This window comes from Phytoactinopolyspora halotolerans, from assembly GCF_010550675.1.
GTDB lineage: Bacteria > Actinomycetota > Actinomycetes > Jiangellales > Jiangellaceae > Phytoactinopolyspora > Phytoactinopolyspora halotolerans.
Genome location: NZ_JAAGOA010000021.1, coordinates 1 through 18660, shown reverse-complemented (window position 1 = coordinate 18660; position 18660 = coordinate 1). Strand labels below are relative to the sequence as shown.

9 protein-coding genes are annotated in these 18660 nt (G+C 65.8%); 4 read left to right on the top strand and 5 right to left on the bottom strand.

What is annotated here, in order from left to right:
* Window positions 1–265 precede the first annotated feature (265 nt).
* Entirely contained in the window at window positions 266–505 is a 240-nt protein-coding gene (locus G1H10_RS24230) for a hypothetical protein (RefSeq protein WP_163742833.1), read from the top strand.
* A gap of 83 nt (window positions 506–588) precedes the next feature.
* Here the strand turns inward: G1H10_RS24230 and G1H10_RS34740 are convergent, their stop codons facing one another.
* Complete coding sequence (locus G1H10_RS34740) at window positions 589–3336, bottom strand: helix-turn-helix transcriptional regulator (protein ID WP_163742831.1); 2748 nt, start codon at window positions 3334–3336, stop codon at window positions 589–591.
* Window positions 3337–3726: 390 nt separating this feature from the next.
* Here G1H10_RS34740 and G1H10_RS24220 point away from each other — a divergent pair, with 390 nt between their 5' ends.
* Entirely contained in the window at window positions 3727–4320 is a 594-nt protein-coding gene (locus G1H10_RS24220) for a metallophosphoesterase family protein (RefSeq protein ID WP_163742830.1), read from the top strand.
* On the opposite strand, the gene G1H10_RS24215 is transcribed toward G1H10_RS24220, so the two are convergent.
* The 3 genes from G1H10_RS24215 to G1H10_RS24205 form a co-directional block, all read right to left on the bottom strand.
* Window positions 4312–5097, bottom strand: coding sequence for an NYN domain-containing protein (locus tag G1H10_RS24215; protein WP_163742828.1), 786 nt, complete (start codon window positions 5095–5097; stop codon window positions 4312–4314). The two genes, G1H10_RS24220 and G1H10_RS24215, sit on opposite strands and share 9 nt — an antisense overlap.
* 375 nt (window positions 5098–5472) lie before the next feature.
* Window positions 5473–7458, bottom strand: coding sequence for a hypothetical protein (locus G1H10_RS24210; protein WP_163742826.1), 1986 nt, complete (start codon window positions 7456–7458; stop codon window positions 5473–5475).
* 350 nt (window positions 7459–7808) lie between these two features.
* Entirely contained in the window at window positions 7809–10421 is a 2613-nt protein-coding gene (locus G1H10_RS24205; protein WP_163742824.1) for a transglycosylase domain-containing protein, read from the bottom strand.
* Between the two features lie 222 nt (window positions 10422–10643).
* Here G1H10_RS24205 and G1H10_RS24200 point away from each other — a divergent pair, with 222 nt between their 5' ends.
* Window positions 10644–11819 (top strand): ATP-binding protein, encoded by a 1176-nt coding sequence (locus G1H10_RS24200; protein WP_163742822.1) that lies wholly within the window; start codon window positions 10644–10646, stop codon window positions 11817–11819.
* A gap of 164 nt (window positions 11820–11983) precedes the next feature.
* Here G1H10_RS24200 and G1H10_RS24195 read toward each other — a convergent pair whose 3' ends face one another.
* Complete coding sequence (locus G1H10_RS24195; protein WP_163742820.1) at window positions 11984–17182, bottom strand: DUF7927 domain-containing protein; 5199 nt, start codon at window positions 17180–17182, stop codon at window positions 11984–11986.
* Between the two features lie 639 nt (window positions 17183–17821).
* Between G1H10_RS24195 and G1H10_RS24190 the strand changes: the two genes are divergently transcribed.
* Window positions 17822–18466, top strand: coding sequence for an RNA polymerase sigma factor (locus tag G1H10_RS24190; RefSeq protein WP_163742819.1), 645 nt, complete (start codon window positions 17822–17824; stop codon window positions 18464–18466).
* Window positions 18467–18660 lie beyond the last annotated feature (194 nt).

Here is an 18660-nt window from a genome sequence, read left to right as displayed (position 1 = left end):
GACTACGACGTCACGCTCGCCGACGTCTGCGCCGCGTTACGGTTCCTCGGACCTCGACGAATCGCATAGCTTTCTGGCCGACAGATCTCTGGGCGGCCGCTACGTCGAGAACCTACGTGCCGCCGGCTGGGAACTCACCACACTCGCAGACGTACGTGATGCCGTCGTCCACGCGTTCGACAGCCTCGACGAGACCCATCCCTTGTAGCCTGATGTTGTACTCGCAGTGTTGCCGAGGGCGGCACAGCGTTACTTGGAGGAACAGATGGCCATTGGAGCCTACGAAGTCAAGAGCGACTTCCTACGCCGCTGGCGCGACCGAGGCCTGGCCGAAGGCGAGGCCAAGGGCGAGGCTAGGACGCTCCTGCGGGTCCTCGCCGCCCGGGGGATCAGTGTCCCAGAGGACATCCGGGTGCGCATCACCGAGTGCACCGATCTTGACCAGCTCGACGCCTGGACCGATCGCGCGGCCACAGCCACCTCCATCGACGACATCTTCGAGTAGTCAGATCGGGCTCAACATCCCCCATCTTCGCGTGGCCGTCGTCGCGGCCCGGCCGTTCACATGAGCGTGACCTTTCGTCCGCGTTAGCCCGAGCGGGGCTTAGCCGCGGAGACGATGCCGGCCAGCTCGGCCCGGGACCGGACCGACAGCTTGCGATAAATCCGGCCCAGATGAGCCTCGATGGTCCGCACCGACACGTAGAGCCTCGCGGCGATGTCCCGGTTACGCGCCCCCTGCGCGACAAGCCGCGCCACGCGGAGCTCGGCCTCGGTGAGCCCGCTGAGCACACGATCATCCGGCGCGTCGACGCCCGTCGTCGTTCCATTCGGGGAACCGAGCTCCTCCTCGGCCGTCACCAATCCCGTCGCCCCGCACTCGTTCGCCCACACCGTGGCCCGGCGTATCCATTCGGTCGCCTCGGCACGCCGCCCCATCCGGCGCAGCCGCTCCCCGTAGCACACGAGCGTCCGCACCAGCTCCACCGGTGAGGCCGTGTCCGCGCAGGTGTTCAGCGCCCGCTCGAAGAGGACGACCGACTCCTCGTCGTCGGCCACCAGTGCACGACACCGCGCCAGCGTGTGCGTCGCCCACGCGCCCGGCACCCTGGTGGCGCGCGGCTCGTACGCCTCCAGGATGGATCGCGCACGCTCGCGCTGGCCGGTTCGGACGTAGGCCTCAACCAAGTCGGGTTCCACGGTCAGGATCGAGGGGTCGTCGTATTCGAGCGCATAGTGGTAGGCACGCTCCAGCACCGAGACAGCCTCCTCGAGCCGGCCCATGTGCAGGTACATCGCGCCCGCTTCGGACTGCAGCAGCGCCGCCGTCCACCAGTCCCCGAGACGGTGCGCCAGCTTCCTGCCCCACGCATGGCACTCCAATGCCTTCTCGTGCTCACCCATCAGGGCGAACGCGCGGATCATGTAGAGCTTGGCCTTGCCTCGTTGCGGCCATATGCCGCCGAGCATCCGGTCCCATCCCTCCGCTGCCTCGACCGCGGCGGCCAGCCGTCCGGCACGGATCTCCAGGACGGCGGTGACCGAATACGCGTAGCCGGACACCACTGGCGAGTCCCCGAACCGTCGCTGGTCCGTGATGGTTCTCAGCAGCTGCCGCGCCTCGTCGAACCTTTCGAGCCGGGTGAGCACCATGGCATGGCGGGTGCAGCGCTCCGCATCGGTCAAGACGTCCGATCCATGCGAGTCGGCGTCGATCAGCTCCGTCGCGCGCTCACGCTCACCGGTGAGGGACGCCAGCCACGCGGCGATCCGTCGGTACTGTCCGAGCGTCGGCTCCGACAGCCTGGCAAGGATGCGCTCGACCCGCGCCACGTACGCCCCGGCCTTGTCGGCTTCCAGCCTGTCCGCGAATCCGGCCGCAGCCACCAGCCAGTACATGGCGGCCCGGTCGGGGTCCATGTCGACGAACGTCGCGGCCTGCGCGTCGATCAGCTCCGTCGGCGGCTGCCCATCGGCGACGAGCCGGGCGCGGGCCTCCAGCAACGCCAGGTCCGCACGCTGGTCAACGGTGACGTCCGTGCGCAGCCGTTCCAGCCCTATCTGGATAGCCTCCTCGCATCGGCCCGCGTGCAGCGCCAGCTCGCCCGCCAAGAGCAGACGCTCGATCCGTAGCGCAGGGCTGGACGTGAGCCGCACGGAGTCTCGCGCGAACGCGACGGATCGCTCGAGCTCGCCGCGCCGCAGCAGGTCGTCGGCTCGCCGTCGCAACTCGCCGGCCAGTTCGTCGTCGTAACCGAGCTGGGCCTGGGCACGGTGCCACAGGCCTTCGTCGGGCGCCAGGCCATCGTTCGCATCCGCGAGTGCGCGGTGTGCGCGGACCTTGTCGCCGTGGGATGCCTCGTGCCAGACGATCGATCCGACCACGGGGTTACGCAGCGTGAACGTCCCGGCGGATACGTCGAGGTGGCTCCGGAGCAGCCATTCCACGACGTCGTCGCCCTCCGGCTCGAGAGCCGTCACCACCGGCCCGATGGTGTGGTCCTCGCTGACCGTGGCCACCAGCAGGGCGTGCCGCTGAGCGTCGCTCAGACCGTCCAAGCCGGGCACCAGCATGTTCCGGACGGTCGGCGGGACGGGGAGGTACCGATCCAGCGGTGCGCGGCCGCGGCGCTGCTCCGGTGTCAGCTCCGCGGCGATCTCCAGCAGGATACGTGGGTTGCCGCCGACGCGTCGGGTGAGCGCGTCGGCGACGCCGCCTGCGACGTCGCCGTGAGCGGTGCCCAGCAGTTCGCCGGCGTCACCCGGTTCGAGCTCCCCGAGCCTCAGCATCGCCAGCCCGTCCAGTACCGGCGCGGGGCGAACGGCGAGGTTGCCGGCGAAGAGCAGCACGACAGGTACCGGCCGCAGGCGGCGGGCGATGAAACCGAGCACTTCCTGGGAGCGGAGGTCGAGATGATGCGCATCGTCGACGACGACCAGCACCGGGACGTCCGCCAGCGTCATCAACGACTGCAGACGCATGGCGACCTCGTACGGCTGGGAGCCCGTGTGGAGCCGCTCGGCCACCTCGGCGACACGCAACTCGGCCTTCTCGCGTGCGTCGCCCGGGACGGCGCCGACGACGGCCGACAACACCAGGTGGAGACCGGAGTATGGCCAGTCCCGCTCGGTCTCGGCAGCCGCGACCATGACGACGGAGGCGGATGCGTCGGCGGCGAACCGCTCGCGCGCTTGGGATGTGATCGCTCTCAACAGGGCGGTCTTGCCGATGCCCGCGGGCCCGGTGATGGCCAAGGAGCCGCCGTTACCGTGAGCGAGGGCCTCGGTCACCTTGCGGATGGATGCGAGTTCGCGCTGCCGACTGATGATCTCCACATGACCAGAATCCACCACTCAGCTATCCCCTCGTGTCGACGCTCGGCCCCACCCGAGCATGCTGAAACTGCACGTGAGCCCGTCCGTGCCCGCCCGATATCAGACGTCGGCGAACACCCACCACGACGCGCTCCCGATCAAGGTATGACGCTTATCGCGGGACATTCTCAGGAAGTGAGCGAAAGTTCACCCGACCGTGACCATTCATCGGATCTCTCCGGCACGGCGACGCACCGTGACGAAGGCGCGCCCGAAAAGAGCATGCGTTGTGGTCACTCGCGCGACCAAAATGCATGCTCCTTGGGACGCACGGCCGTCGGGGCCGTCGGTGACAGGTGAGGCGCGATATTTCAGGTGAGTTCGCGCTCGGATTCGGGCACGGTATGAGGCATGAGTGCGACCTGGTACACCGCCGATCTGCACTTCGGCCACGCCAACATCATCACGTACTCCGACCGACCGTGGGATACGCCCGAAGAGATGGACGCGGGCCTGGTCGAACGGTGGAACAGTCGCGTCGCGGACGACGACACCGTGTGGGTACTCGGCGACGTCTCGCTCACGCCGAAGAAGCTCGGCCCGGTGGCGTCGCTGAACGGCACCAAGATCCTGGTGGCCGGCAACCACGACGCGTGCTGGACCGGGAACCGGCGGTCGGAACGAGCCAGGCGGGCCGTCTCCGAGTACCTCGATGCGGGCTTCGCCGCCGTCCATGAATCCGGTGTCGTCCGTCACCATTCGGTCGGCGATCACGACGTCGATCTCTCACACCTGCCCTACGTGGGCGACCACACCGAGAGTGACCGGTACGCCGATCGCCGTCCTTCCGATGAAGGGCGCCCGTTGATCTGCGGCCACGTGCACGACGCGTGGCGAGTCCACGGCCGGCAGATCAACGTCGGCGTCGACGTCTGGGACTACGCGCCCGTGTCCGCCCAGGTGCTGGCAGAGGAGCTTGCCAAGCTCCCGTCGACGTCACGTTGACCGCGCCGCGGCCGCCGGCTCACCTTCACACGAGGCAGGCATGAGCAGTAGTTCACTCTCAGGAGGCTCGTTCACGCGCGGCGCGTCGGCGGCTTGTCTCCACTTCGTCGGACGCGCGTACGTCCGCCCGTCGCTCGCAGTGACGACGTCCGGCAATAATGAATCCCGCAGGTGTCTCTCCGGGATGGGGAACGCCACGACTCTGCCGTTGAGGTTGTGCCTCGGGCCAATCCGGCCAGGTGGACAGGCCACGATGACGGGTCTTGCCGGATCGAGGCGAAGTGACATCTCCACGGCTGGCTGAAAATCGGTGTCGGCTGAGATCAACAGCGACATGTCGCCACTTCTGGTAGCGGCGTCCGCCGTCATGGCCACTCCCAGTGCCACGTCTGTCAGCTTCTCTTCGTGGGTCTTGTACTGCTGCGGAGGATCACACGCACACGAGTACCTGGCGCGGCAGTGCCGGCATCGAGCGGTCTTCTTCTTGAAGTGGCCGCGGATGACCTCAACCTCCGGCCGGTAGGCGGTCAGCGCAGCGAGATAGCTTTCCTGCCTCGCCGCCGCATCAGGTTCACCCGCCACGATCGCCGTGAAGTATTTGACCTTGACGACTGTGTCATGCTGGCGCATGCGCCTGACCAGCTCAACGACGTCGCGCCACGAGTAGGCGTCTCCGTACCGGCTTGTGAGCCCGTGGTAGAGATTCAGCGCGTCGACGTATGCCACGATGTCCACAGCCAGGACCCTCTGCAGAGTTTGCGTGACGGCGGCCGCCACGCTAGCGTGTTGAGTACGACGTTGGTTACGGCCAACAAGGCGGCCCCCACGGGGGCCGCACTTTTTTGTGTCGAGCGTCGGTGTCTTCCACCTACGACCGAACGCCACCGTTGGGTGAGCGACCAAAAGACGGCCTTCGCTGATCTTTGTCGAGGCGCCATGATCACGACACTACACGATGTAGCGCGGACAAACTGCTCCTATCACGCGCTATAGAGCTCCACAGCGCTCTACCAAGCACATCCAGCAGCACATGATTGCCAGCCAAGCCAAAGCGAAATGCATCGTGGTCGCCCGGACGACCGGAATGCATGTCTCTTGTCGCAGCTCCGTCCTCGGGGGCGCGACGGCCTCCGGCCCGTGAACGGTGGCTTGTCAGGCTCGTGGGCGGGACCCTGCCTTGAACGCGGCCTTGCGGGCTGCCTTGGCGATCTTCTTGTCCGGGTGTAGCCGGCCAAGCCGGTCGAGCACCGAGTGCACGTCGGGGTGCGGCAACCGGCACATCGCCTCGAATATCTCAGTCTCCTGACCCGCCGGGACAGATTCCTGAAGCTGACCGACGACCTCGTCGGGCTCCAGCTCATCCGCCGTCGCAGCGAACACGTCGGTCAACATCCATGCCACATCGGCCAGCTCCGGCTGCAGGTCATCAGGGACGCTGCCCGGATCGGCCGGGTCGGCACCGGCGAACGTCGCGAGCGCCATCTTCGCGTACGGCCGCAGCTCGACGCGCTCGAGCGCGTCCTTCCAGCGCCGCTCCGCCACCGCACCGACACCCAGCGCGAGCGAGGTGGCCATCATCCGCTCACCCGCGCCGCCCGACGACGCGACCGTCAGCAGTTCGTCCACCGCCTGCTCCGCCGGACGCAACGCCACCCATGCCGATGACTCGGCCTCCAGGTCGTCCTCGGTCAGCCCCGCGGCCGCACGCACCAGATCCTCGGCGGTCATCTCCTCGGTGGGCGGCAGCAGGGGCACCTCGACCCCGATCTCCTCCAGATTCGCGCGCATCCCCCAGAGCCCGAGCGGCGTGAGCCGGACCGCCTCGTCGTCGATCTCTACCGCGCCGTGTTCGTCGAGCCGATCCAGCAGCACCTGTACTGGATCACCGTGCTTGCAGAACAGTTTCCACGCCTTCTGGGCCTTGGCCGGCGGGAGGTGGTCCGTCGACGTCTCTTGCACCAGCTCGCTCAGCTCGGCTTTGGACACGCCCTGCTCGCGGGCGACGAACAGCATCAGCGCCACGATGCTGCCCGCTCCCTCGAGCACTAGCTCGTCCCACTTGTGCACCTCGGCATGAATGGACAGCGTCTCGGCGGTCACCGCGCTGAACACCGACGCCCAGAGATCGAGGATTCCTTCGTCGGACTGCCACTCCTGGTCGTCCTGGTCGACACGGACGTGGTCGACGCGGTCGGAGTACAGCTCCGCTTCCTCGGCGATCCGCCACAGATGGAGCAACTCGGGCAGCTCGCGCATGCTGCTCACGCTCGGTTCATCCGGCGAGCCCGGCCGAGCGCCGTCGTCGTTCTTTCCGGCCGGAACGGGAATGCCCAGGGCTTCGGCCGCTTCCACGGCGTCTGCGGGAGCGAGTTCGCCGTCGTCGCCGACAGCTCGGCTGTCACCCACCCATTCGATGAGCTTCCGCAGCCGGAGAAGCAATCCGCTCGCGCGCGCGGCGTCGGCGAGCTCGGACTCGTCCGGCAGCCGGATCGGCGGGAAACCGTCAGCCAATCCGAGCATCTCGAGCAGCTCTGGATCCAGACCACCCGAGGCATCCAGATCGGACAGGCTGTCCAGGAACTCGTCCAAACCGTCGCCGTTCAGCAGTGCAGCGGTCTTCGGCAGCAGGTCGGCGTCGGAGAGAGCGTCGCGCGGGCTTTTCCTGTGGGCCTCGTCGAACTCGGACATCCACTCCTCGACCACGTCGGCGTCGTCGAAGTCGACGCCGTCACGCAGCATCGCCTGAGCGACTGTCCGGCCGGTGCCCCAGTTGGCCGGGTTCATCATCTGGTCGGCGAAACGCGGCTCGATCTCGTCGAGAGCCTTCCTCAGCTGCCGCACCTGACTCTCGCCCTGCCGTTCGGTGCCCTCGATGAAGTCGAGGATGACGCGGACGGTGGGGATCGTGTCCGCGAGTTCCTCCCTGTTCCCGACGGCGACCTTGCGCGGATACACCCGGAGCAGCAGCTCGTGCAGGTGTGCCGGTTCGAGTTCGCGCAGGTCCGTCACGCCGACGTAGTCGGTGAGGTACCGCAACAGCATATCCGCCTCGGCAGGGTCACCATCGGCCTCATACTCGGGCCGGAGAACCCACTGCACCAACTCGTCCATCAGGGCCGCTACCGGATCCTTCGCCATGGCCCACCAACCTACCGCGTCCGCGCGCCGCCGCAGCCTCCCGAGGTCACCTTTCCGGCGACACCGCATCCCAGCCGATGAAACGTCCATGTCAGCGAGCTTGGTATTCTGCGCATTCTCTTCCCGTGTGGTCCAACCAGGCACCGTCACTTCGCTCATCGACGACGCTGCGGGAGTCAAACGGGGTCGGGCTGCGACCTGCCGAGCCGATCGCGCGACCCAGTCACTGCCGACTACGGGCTGAATGACCGACATTGCGGTCGCTGGGGCGACCACATTGCATTTCGCTTGAGGCTCCGCACCACGTCAGCTACGCGGGCACTGCCATGGCCAGGCCGCTACGTCGCCGCTCACCAGCCGCTGTCGTCTGGATCCGGATTGGAGTCTCCGTTCCCCCAGTCGCCGCCGCCGTCTTCACGATCTTCGCTACCCCAACCGTCGTTGTCCGTGCCACCGCCGCTGCCGTCCCCGCCACCATGGCCGTCCCCGCCTCCGTCGCCATTGCCGTTCGCGTCGCCGCCACCGGCGGGTGGAGGCGGCACCGACGACGGCGGGTCATCGGGGGTGCCGGAGCCACCACCGCCGTCACCGCCGGTGCTTCCACCGTCGCCCCCGCCGCCACGGTCGCCGTCGTTGCCGTCACCGCCCCGCCCGTCGCTGCCATCCGAGCCGCCGCCGTCCGTCCGTTCCGACGAGCCTTGGCCGCCGCCCGTCGTGTCGCTGTTCATGTCGCCGCTTCCGCTGTTGCGGTCCCCGCCACTCGAGCCCGCGTCGTCGTTCGACGAGTCTCGTGACGGCGTCGAACCTCCGCCGGAGTCGTCACGCCGCGTGATGCCCCGCGGCCGGTTGAACGTCTTCTTCGGCTCTCCCTCGAGGATCTCATCCATGAAGTGCTTCCAGATCGGACCCGGAATGCACCCGCCACACGCTTGCGGGATCTGTTCTCCGTTGAAGCTCATGCCATCCAAGCTGCGAAGACGTCCGCCGTCGCGCTCGTCGCCGTCGACGTCGGCCACGGCGACGGCGGTGGCCAGCTGAGGCGTGTAGCCGACGAACCACACCGCGACCGCGCCGTTCGTCGTGCCGGTCTTGCCCGCCGCCCGACGACCATCTTCCAGCTGCATCCGCCCGCCGGTGCCGCCCGCGTTGTGGACAACACCTTCCAGCACGGAGTTGACCGTGTCCGCCACGTTCTTCTCCAGCACCCGCTCACAGTCCGGCTCGGAACGATCGACGACGACCTTGCCGGAACGATTCTTCACCTTCACGACGGCCCTCGGCTGGCAGTGCACGCCCCGGTTCGCGAACGTCGCATATGCCTGGGCCATGCCGAGCGGCGACACCTCGTTGGCACCGAGTACCGAGGCCGGGAACGTCCTGTAGTCGCTGCCGTCAGCACGACCGGCACCCATCTTCTGCGCGAGCTTCGCCGGTTCGCACAGGCCCGTCTCCACGGCCAACTGGGCAAAGAACGTGTTGACCGACCGCTCGGTCGCCGTTCTGACGTCGATGCCGCCGTAACCGCCGTCGTAGTTCTTGGGCCTCCAGGTCTCACTGCTGCGGATGCGTCCGTCGCAGTCCGAGTACCGGCTGATCGGCACCGAGATCTGCGCCGGGGAACTGAAGGACGTCCCCAGGCCGATCCCTTGCTTCACTGCGGCGGCCAGCACGAAGGCTTTGGCGGCTGATCCCGGCTGCATGCCGACGCTGCCGCCCATGTCCCGGTCGACGGCGTAGTTGAAGTTGCTGACTCCCTCGCCGTCGACGCCGTACTCGCGCGAGTTGGCGAGCGCCTGAATGTCGCCGGTACCGGGCTCGATGGCTGCCAGCGACGCAATGGCCTCGTCGGTGGCGGCGACCCGTTCGGAGACGGCGCCCTCCGCGGTGCGCTGGACGCTGCGGCGGAGCGTCGACTCGATGGTCAGACCGCCACGGGTCAACGCGTGCTCCCGCTCCTCCGGCGTGCTCCCGAGTTCCTCGATGGTTCGGATCTCGTTGACGACGTAGTCACAGTAGAAGCCGGCATAGGAGTCGACGCACCCGTTGGACACCGATCGAGGTTTCAGGTCGAGATCGGTTCCGCGGAGCTCGGCGGCCGTCAACTCGCTGATCATTCCGGTCTCCGCCATACGGCCGAGCACGACGTTGCGCCGGGCCAGCGCGGCGTCCGGGTTCCGGTTCGGGTCATAGCGGTTCGGGCTCTGTACGATGCCGGCGAGCAGTGCGGCCTGCGCCAGTGTCAGTTCGCCGGCGCCGACGGAGAAATAGGTGCGCGCCGCGGCTTCCACTCCGTACGCGCGCGAGCCGAAGAACGCGATATTGAGGTAGCGCTCGAGGATCTCCTCCTTCGTGTACTCCTGCTCTACCGATATCGCCATGCGCAGCTCGTCAAGCTTGCGACGGTAGCCGTCAACCCCGTCACTGGCCAGTACCGACGACCGCTCCTGGGCGTTCTGGGCCTGTGAGACTCGCACCAGCTTCACGTACTGCTGCGTCAGGGTGGAGCCGCCGGCCTGCGTCTCGCCGGCCTCGACGTTGCGGATGAACGCGCGAAGCGTGCCCTGGAAGTCGATCGGTCCGCGTTCGAAGAACCGGTCGTCCTCGACGGCCAGAATGGCGTCGATCATCACGTCCGCGATCTCGTCCAGCTCGACGTAGTCACGGTTCTCGTCGAAGAACGTCGCCAGGACCCTCCCGTCGGCGTCGAGGATGCGTGACGTCTCCGCAAGGGGGCCGGGCTCGAAGTCGATGGTCATGTCGTCGAACCACTCCGAGCCGACGCGAGCGCCGAGGCCCAGGGCCCCCACAACAGGCAGCACAATCCCCGCCATCAGTACACCGCAGAGCGCGCTGACGCCGATGGCCACGAAGACTCGTCTGAGTCCTACCAGGAAGGGAACGGGACTGAACGCCATGGCACGGGCTGCGCTCCAAAGATCGACGACGCGGGCGGTGCGACTCACGGCGTCGGTGACACCGCGGCACACACCCGGGATGATGCGCACCAAGCGGCGTCTATGGCGCGGCCGGCGCAGATGTGACACAGATCACTACTTGCCCCGATGTGGCGCCTCAGTTCGTGTGCCCTTACCGCGACGGAAGCGAACGACATTGTGGCTGCCCGGACGACCACTTTGTATTTCCTTCCAAGGATCAGGGCAACGCCGAGGATGCCCGTCTTGAGCATGGCGGAGGACGATCACGACGCGCTGCGCGGAGAGAGTCTGCGCAGCGTTTTACGTCAGCTTTGCGACGGCTACCATTCACGTCCGCACGCATTTCCACATAGCGTGACTCTTTATGGTCTGCGCGATGTCCGCGACTATAAGGCTGCCAGCGGCGGTGACCCGAATCGGCTAGGGACGCCCAGTCCTTTCAATATCAAGTCCGATTCGCTGCGCATCGGCGACTTCACTGAAGACGACGTTCGCGAACTCTATGGCCAATACTCCGCGGAGACCGGCCAACCGTTCTCGTCAGATGCGCTCGTGCGCGCATGGGAGTACACGAAGGGCCAGCCGTGGCTGGTCAACGCCCTGGCACGCGAGATCACCATGCGGATGAGAATCGACCCGCCAGCGCCTATCACGCTGGAGCATGTCGACCAGGCGAGGGAGCGACTCATCCAGGCAAGAGCCACGCACTTGGATTCACTATCCGCCAACTTGCACGAGCCGCGCGTGCGCCGGGTCGTCGCCCCGCTCATCGCAGGCGAACTCGCATTAGGTGACTCAACGTACAACGACGATATCGCCTATCTGCGCGACCTCGGCCTCATCACGCAAACGCCGCCGATCGCGATCGCCAACCCCATCTACCGCGAGGTCGTCGTCCGGGTCCTGGGCGCCAACACCGAGGACAATGTGACCGCCGATCCTCGCAGCTTCATCCTTCCAGATGGACGGCTCGACTTCGAGAAGCTCTTGCGCGAGTTCGCCGCATTCTGGCGCCAGCACGGCGAGATCCTGGTAGAAGGCACCGGCTACCACGAGGCCGCGCCACAGCTCGTCATGATGGCCTACCTGCATCGCGTCATCAATGGCGGCGGATACATCGACCGCGAGTACGGCGCCGGTCGCGGCCGCATCGACCTCGTCGTCCGCTGGCCCTACGCCGACGCCGACGGCAAACGAACAGTCCAATACGAAGGAGTAGAACTCAAGGTCTGGCGCGACCGCTCCGTCGATCCACTCGATGAGGGCCTAGAACAGCTAGACGCCTACCTCGATCGGCTCGGCCTCGACCACGGCACGCTCATCATCTTCGACCGCCGCAGCACAGCACCACCGCTCACCGAGCGCATCTCATTCTCCGCCGCCCGCACCGCGGCTGGACGCGCCGTCACGCTTCTCCGGGCCTGAGCCCCATGCAGTGAACGACGTTGCGGCTGCCGGAGCGACCACAATGTATTTCCGTTCGGCCGGTCAAAACGGTTGTGGCCCTCGCCCGACAGCTCGACGAGGGCCACAACCAATTCCGGGAGAGTCGTTGTGCCCCGCCCCGGACGGGGCACAACGCCTAAGGACTAGAACAGATCGTCGATGCCGACGCTGTCCTCGGCCGTTCCTCGTTCCCTGCGACGACGTGTCGCCGACGCGAGCGCCATGCCGCCGACCAGGAGCACCACACCGGCCACGAGGACCCACATCGGGACCGTGGAACCAGTGTCAGCCAGCGGAGGCTGCGCACCCGGCGGCTGCGGAGCCGGAGGCTGCGGGCCTGGCGGCTGCGGACCAGGCAGCTCCGCCGACGGCGTGTGGTGCTCGGTCTTGCAGTCGGCGTTGCCGTCCGCTGCCTCCACACACACCGCACGCTCGTCGTCACTGGTGACGACGTTCTTCATGGTCGCATCGGGCTCGTCGCCCACCGTCACCGAATAGGTCACGGTCACAACCTCGTCGACCTCCAGATCACCGGTCCACGTCAGCGTGGTCCCATCCCGGCTGACTTTGCCAGAGGATGCCTTCGCGTCATCGTTCCAGGACGCGACGTTGCTCACCTCCGACAGATCATCCATGACGCGGGCGTCCTCCACCGGCACATCACCGACCTGCTCGATAGTGAGCGTGTAGGTGACCTTGTCGCCCTCCTTCACCTGCGACCCGGACTCCGGATCGGAGGTCTTGGAGAACACATACGCGGCGTTGAAGTGCGACGTGGTGCAGTCCGGGTTCTCATCCGGAGCCGGCACACACACGCCCCGCTCGTCATCCGTGGTGACGACGTTGAGCAGGCTCGCGCCCATCTCATCGCCCACGGTCACCGAGTAGGTCAACTCCACAACCTGGTCCACCTCGAGGTCACCGTTCCACGTCAGCGTGGTGCCCTCGAACGAGACCTCACCAGACGATGCCTTGGCGTCGTCGTTCCATTCAGCGTCGTCGAGCACGTCCGACAGGTCGTCCTCGATCGACGCACCCTCGACCGGCGCGGTCCCGACGTGTTCGATCAGGACCGAATAGGTGACCACCTCACCGGCCTCGACCAACGCGCCCGGCTCCGGGTCCGAGGTCTTGGAGAAGGTGTACGCACCGTTGATGTGCTCGGTGGTGCACGCCTCGTCCTGTCCCTCCGCCGGAACGCACTGCTCCGGGTTCGGCGTCATGACGACGTTCTTCAAGAACCGGTCACCCTCAGCGTTGACCGTGACCGAGTACGTCACCGTCGCTTCCTCATCCACATCAAGCGGGCCCGACCACGACAGCACCGGCTCGTCGAACGATGCCTCGCCCGACGTCGCCTCCACGTCGTCGTTGTACGTCGCGTCGTCGAGGACCTGAGTCATGTCGTCCTCGAACTCCGCCTCCACCGGCGCCTTACCGATGTGGCGAACCGTGACGGTGTACTCAACGATGTCGCCCGGCTCAACTTCCGAACCAGACTCCGGATCCGAAACCTTCGTCACCTCGAAGTCACCCAAGAAGTGCTTCGTCATGCAGTCAGGATTCTCATCCGGCGCCGGCACGCACCGCGACCGCTCCTCATCGGGGCTGGTCACAATGTTCGCCAGCTCGAAGTCGCCGTCCTTGCCCACGGTCACCGAGTAGGTGAGCGTGACCACGTCGCCGACATCGAGATCACCGGTCCAGGTCAGGTTCGGTTCGTCGAACGTCACCTCACCCTGCGAGGCCTCGGCGTCGCTGTTCCACTCGGCGTCGTCGAGCACCTCTGTCAGGTCGTCGGTGACGATCGCGTCCTCGACCGCACCCTCGCCCTTCTGAGTGATCTCGACCGTGTAGGTCACGACCTCGCCGACCTGCACCGTCGAGTCCGGCGCCGGGTCCGAGGTCTTGGAGTACTCGTAATACCCCACCGGGTGCACGGTCCGGCACTGGTCCTCCTCATCCGGATCGGGGCATCCCGGCGACCAGACGTCGTTCTCCAGGAAAGCGAAGCCCTCTTCCCCTTCACCTTCGGCAAGATCGGCGACGTCCTTCACAGTCACCGAATAGGTGATCGTCGCGACCTCGCCGACCGGAACATCACCCTCCCAATAGATGACTCCGTCCTCCAACGTCGCCTCACCAATATCGGCGTCAAGGTCGTCGTTATAGACCGCATCATCGAACACACCGGCCATCGTGTCCCGGAAGACCGCACCCGCCGGCACGTCACCTTCCTGAGTCACCGTGACCGTGTAATTGATCACATCACCCGGCTTCACCGTGGAACCGGACTCCGGATCCGACGACTTCTCCACCATGTAGTCAGTGACGATCAACGGAGCCGAGGTGCGCATCACCAACTCGGTGTGCTCAGCCCGAGCCTGCGCCCGGTTGACGTACACATCCTGCGGCTCGGCACCGTCCGTGGTGATCACCACCTGGAACGAGAACGACTCGCCAGACTCCAGCTCACCACCGATCACGCGGATGGCGGTCGGGGTCTCCGGCCGCTCCGTCGTCCAGCCGACCGTGTTGCCGGTCGGATCACCGGCCGCACCGTTCGACTCGTCAGCCGGATCATCCGTCAGCGTCGCCGGGTCGGCGTCGGTGTAATACACCGTCCCACCGTCCGGCGTCACCACATCATCCAGCGTGTACGTACCCGAGAACGACGTCCCACGCTGATCACCGTTGTACGGCAGGATGTCGATCGTGTCCGTGAACGCCTGCGTCGTCGGGTCAGTCGACTCGATCCGCACCGTCCACGAACCAGTACCGACACCATCACCCTCACGATTCGGAATGTAATCAACATCGGCCGTCTTCAAGATGATCGTGTGACCATTCCTGGTGATCGTGACCGTCTGGCTCACCTGCGGCGAGTTCTCACCGCCGTAGCTGGAGTACGCCGTGTTGGTCAGTTGCGTACCCGGCTCGATACTCGAGTCGGCCACCGCCTGGTACGTCAACTCGTGCCACTCGTTGGTCGTCACGCCGTCCAGTGTCCACGTCAGCACCTGTCTACCCTGGGGATCTGTGGTGACCACTGGCTCCGGATCAGCAGAACCCGGCTCATACGTCATCCCCAACGGCAACGTGTCCACGATCTCGTAGTCGTCCACCGTCTCCGGAATGATGCCGGAACCATTCGCCGAATACCTCAAGGTGAACCCCGTCGGCACACCCGGTGACACAGTCGTCCGCTCTGCCAGTTTCTGAATTGCTGGTGTCGCCGTAACGATCCGCAGGATGTCACGACGGCCGTTGGTCTGCGGGTACCGAGTACCGGGCGTGCGAGTGATGACGCCTGTGTTACCAGGGCCAATCCACGTCCCGTTGCGCAGGGTCGACCCGAACGACCACACGTCCTGACCCACCGGAACGTCGTCGTTGATCCGAACATAGGCAAGAAGCTGGATCCCGTCCCGGCCCTCGTCACCGTACAGCGAGTGCGGGTAACGAATGCGGATAGCCGTGACATCCGCCATGTTGGCCGGAGGCGTCGTGGACCAGGCACCGGTGCCGCAGTCGAACGTGTCCGGGTTACCCACGCCGCCGGTGTAATACTCGATCGGCGGAGGGTTGTCGAGCGGTGCTGGTCGGTCGCCGCCGGCCCGGTCATAACCCCGTACCTGCGAGAACCACTGTGGGTGCTCGGGGTCGGACAGGTCGCCTTGATACGTCACATATGCCGTATCGAAGGCGAGGCAGTTACCATACTGGCTGTTCCCCGCGACGTCATCGTTGGACCATTGGCTGCTGGCGTGCGCCATCACCGTGGTACCGGCCGAGACTCGATAGGAATCATCCCATGACGTTCCGCCTGAGTTGGTATAGCTGCGAACCCATGCAGAACTCCACCCGCCGGGTCGCGTGTACGACTTATTGGTCCGGTTGTTACCGGCCAGGTCGGTGTACGTCTGCCCCGTCGGCGCCTGATACGTTGGCGCGTTGGATTGGACGGTGATCGAGCCAGCCTCGCTCGTGAACACCCGGAACCACAGCGAACCGCTGGCCACGTAGTCCCAGTTGACCGGCAGCGGGTTCCCCCCGCCGCCTCGGTTCGAGTCATGGGTGGGCACGTTGAGCAGGTCGTAGTTGATTCCGCGAAGGGTGAGCTCGAAGACCCCGGGGCTGACCCGGGTCAGGATGCACTCGTCGACGAAGTTCGTGTGGCGGAAATGCTCGGGGACACTGGACCATGGATGCCCGTCCGCGTTCCCTCCGTCCATCCGTGTGCAGCCCTGGACACCACCGTCGACGCCGTAGCCGTTCGGGTGGGTGCCGATCCGAATGTTCGCCGGAGCCACTCCTTCAGCGCCCACGTTGAGGCGATACGTGACCTCATCAGGCCCCGGATCGGAGCCCTTCCCCATGCGCAGTGACCACTGAATGTCGACATCGACATATCTCGGATCGTCGCCGGGATTCTCCTCGTCATCCCACCTGGCGATCTGGCTATTCCCGCCGTAGTGGATGTCCATGACGAACGGGTTCCGGATCAGGATCGGGGGCAGCTCGACCGTTTCGCCGCCCGGCGACGTGCCGTCCAGCACGATCTCCTCGCCGGTGACCCCGTTAGCCACCACGGGCGTCTGCACGACGATGGCCGTACCCATCTTGACGGTACCGAAGTTGCATGTCAGTTCCGTGCCGTCGTCGGAGATGCTCGACACGGGATCGACACCATCGGTCAGACACAAGTCCGGAATCTCATCAAAGAAGGCCTTGTCCACGGTGAACGTCGCCACGACGTTGTCCACCGGGTCGTTGCTCGGAGGCTCCTCGTCGTCGTTGACATTGACGCGCCACTCGGCGACCACCGGATTGCCGCGGGCGATCGTCTGCGGCGGCTCGATCCACCTGCCGGTGATCTCGTACACCGGCGTCGAGGCCGCCTGGAGGGAGGCACCGTTCGATTTGGCAGCTCCGTCGCCCTCGTCCTCGTCGGCGGGACCATCGCGTGAGTTGTCCGTCGACCTGTCGCTCTCGGACGAATCGCTCTCGGTCGACGCACTGTCACCGGAACCCTCGTCCTCACTCGACTCTTCGCCGGCGTCGTCCTCGACAGGCGCCTCGTCCGAAGCGCCCTCGTCATCCGAGTTCTCATCGTCCGACGAAGGTGTCTCCTCAGCCGACTCCTTCTCTTCGGACGGAGTCTCCTCGTCGTCCGTGGTCTGCAACTCTGACGTCGTCAGATCGGAAACGTCGTTACTCTCGGCCGACTCATCGGCTGAGGTCGTCTGGTCACCCGTCGGCGACGCGGACGCACCCATCGCCGGCACAGCGGCGATCAGCAAACCACTGAGCAACGCCGCAACCAGAGAGAATGCTGTCAAGCGCCGTAGTCGACTCGACGCCCTGGCGGACCATCGGATGAGAGTGGATCGGAAGCCACCGCGAGGCGCGCCTCGCGACCCCCGATACTTCCCCCTCGTCGGACTTCTCATGACCGGTCTCCTTACTTCGGCAACACTCCCTGGACCGTTCTGTGGCCCAGGACGCCCCCCGTGGCATCCCGCGTTCGCACGAGCACTGCCTGACGACGCACAGCACAGCCACTGCAGCGCTGACGCATCGGTGGCATGAGCACCGGAGACCGAGAAAACGCACGAACAAGAAATGTGACGTGCATCACGTTACCGGCGCGCGTGGCGCAGAGAAGGCGGCCTGACCATGGCGTAACGTCTGCCGACGGGCGCGACAACGGGTCAGCGACACATGGCCCCACTCACGCACGAGCGCGCTCGCACACTCAAATGACCGAAAGATGTTTGTCGCGAGGAATGACCGGGAAGGATCCTTCAACCTCGCCGGTCGACATTGACCGCCTGGGGCCTGAAGTACGCGAGGCCCCATCCAGTCAGCGAAATTGTCGCTTTTGGGATGATTCACGTACGCCTGTACGTAGTTTTACGTGGTGGATATGGTGATTTCCCCCTAGCGCCCCGTATTGCCGGTTCGGCAGCGTCGTCGCCATGGGGAATAGGGTGGATGAGAAGGACCTGCTGATTTTGCTCGATCGAGCACGCGCAGGCGACGAGGAAGCATTCGCGGCCTTGTACCGAAGTGTCCGGCCGATGGCGCGACACACCGCACAATCCCTGGTGCACGACCCGCACACTGCGGACGACCTGGTCCAGGAGGCGTTCTACCTGGTCCTTCGCGCGGTACGTTCCGGGCGCGGACCGACGGACTCGTTCGCCAGCTACGTCCAGTCGACGGTGCGCCGGCTTGCGTACCGGTACTTCGCCAAGCAGAACCGCACGATCATCACCGACGACGAGGCGGTGTGGGAGCGCAACGTGGGGTCGGTCCCCACCCAAAATGTCGGGCTCGCGTCCGATGCCTGGGCGAGACTCCCACCGCGCTGGCGCAGCATCCTCTGGCTGATCGAGGTCGACCGGTACACGCCGGCCGAACTCGCACCCAAGATGTCGATGACGCCGAACGCCGTGTCCAGCCTGCTCAACCGTGCTCGCCAGGCGCTGCGCTCGACCTATCAAACGCTGCAGGAATCGGAGCAGTACGCGCTGGCGTCACACACCGGCGGCGCCGTGACGGCCGCGTATCCATCGACCGCCGACCGGCAACATCGCAGCATCCATATTGCAGCGACGTAAGCGGATGACGCCCTTCGAGCCGCAGAACGCGCGCCGCGAACAGTTATCGATGTGCTTGCGGCGTGCGGCGTAGTGCCTCATGTCAAGATGCCCGCGAAAGTTGATCGGTGCCTCAGTTAAGAATGCCCGCGAAATCGGCATCAACTGACGGCTTTGATCCGGATGCCTTTGCGGACGTCGGGTAGGGCGGTGGG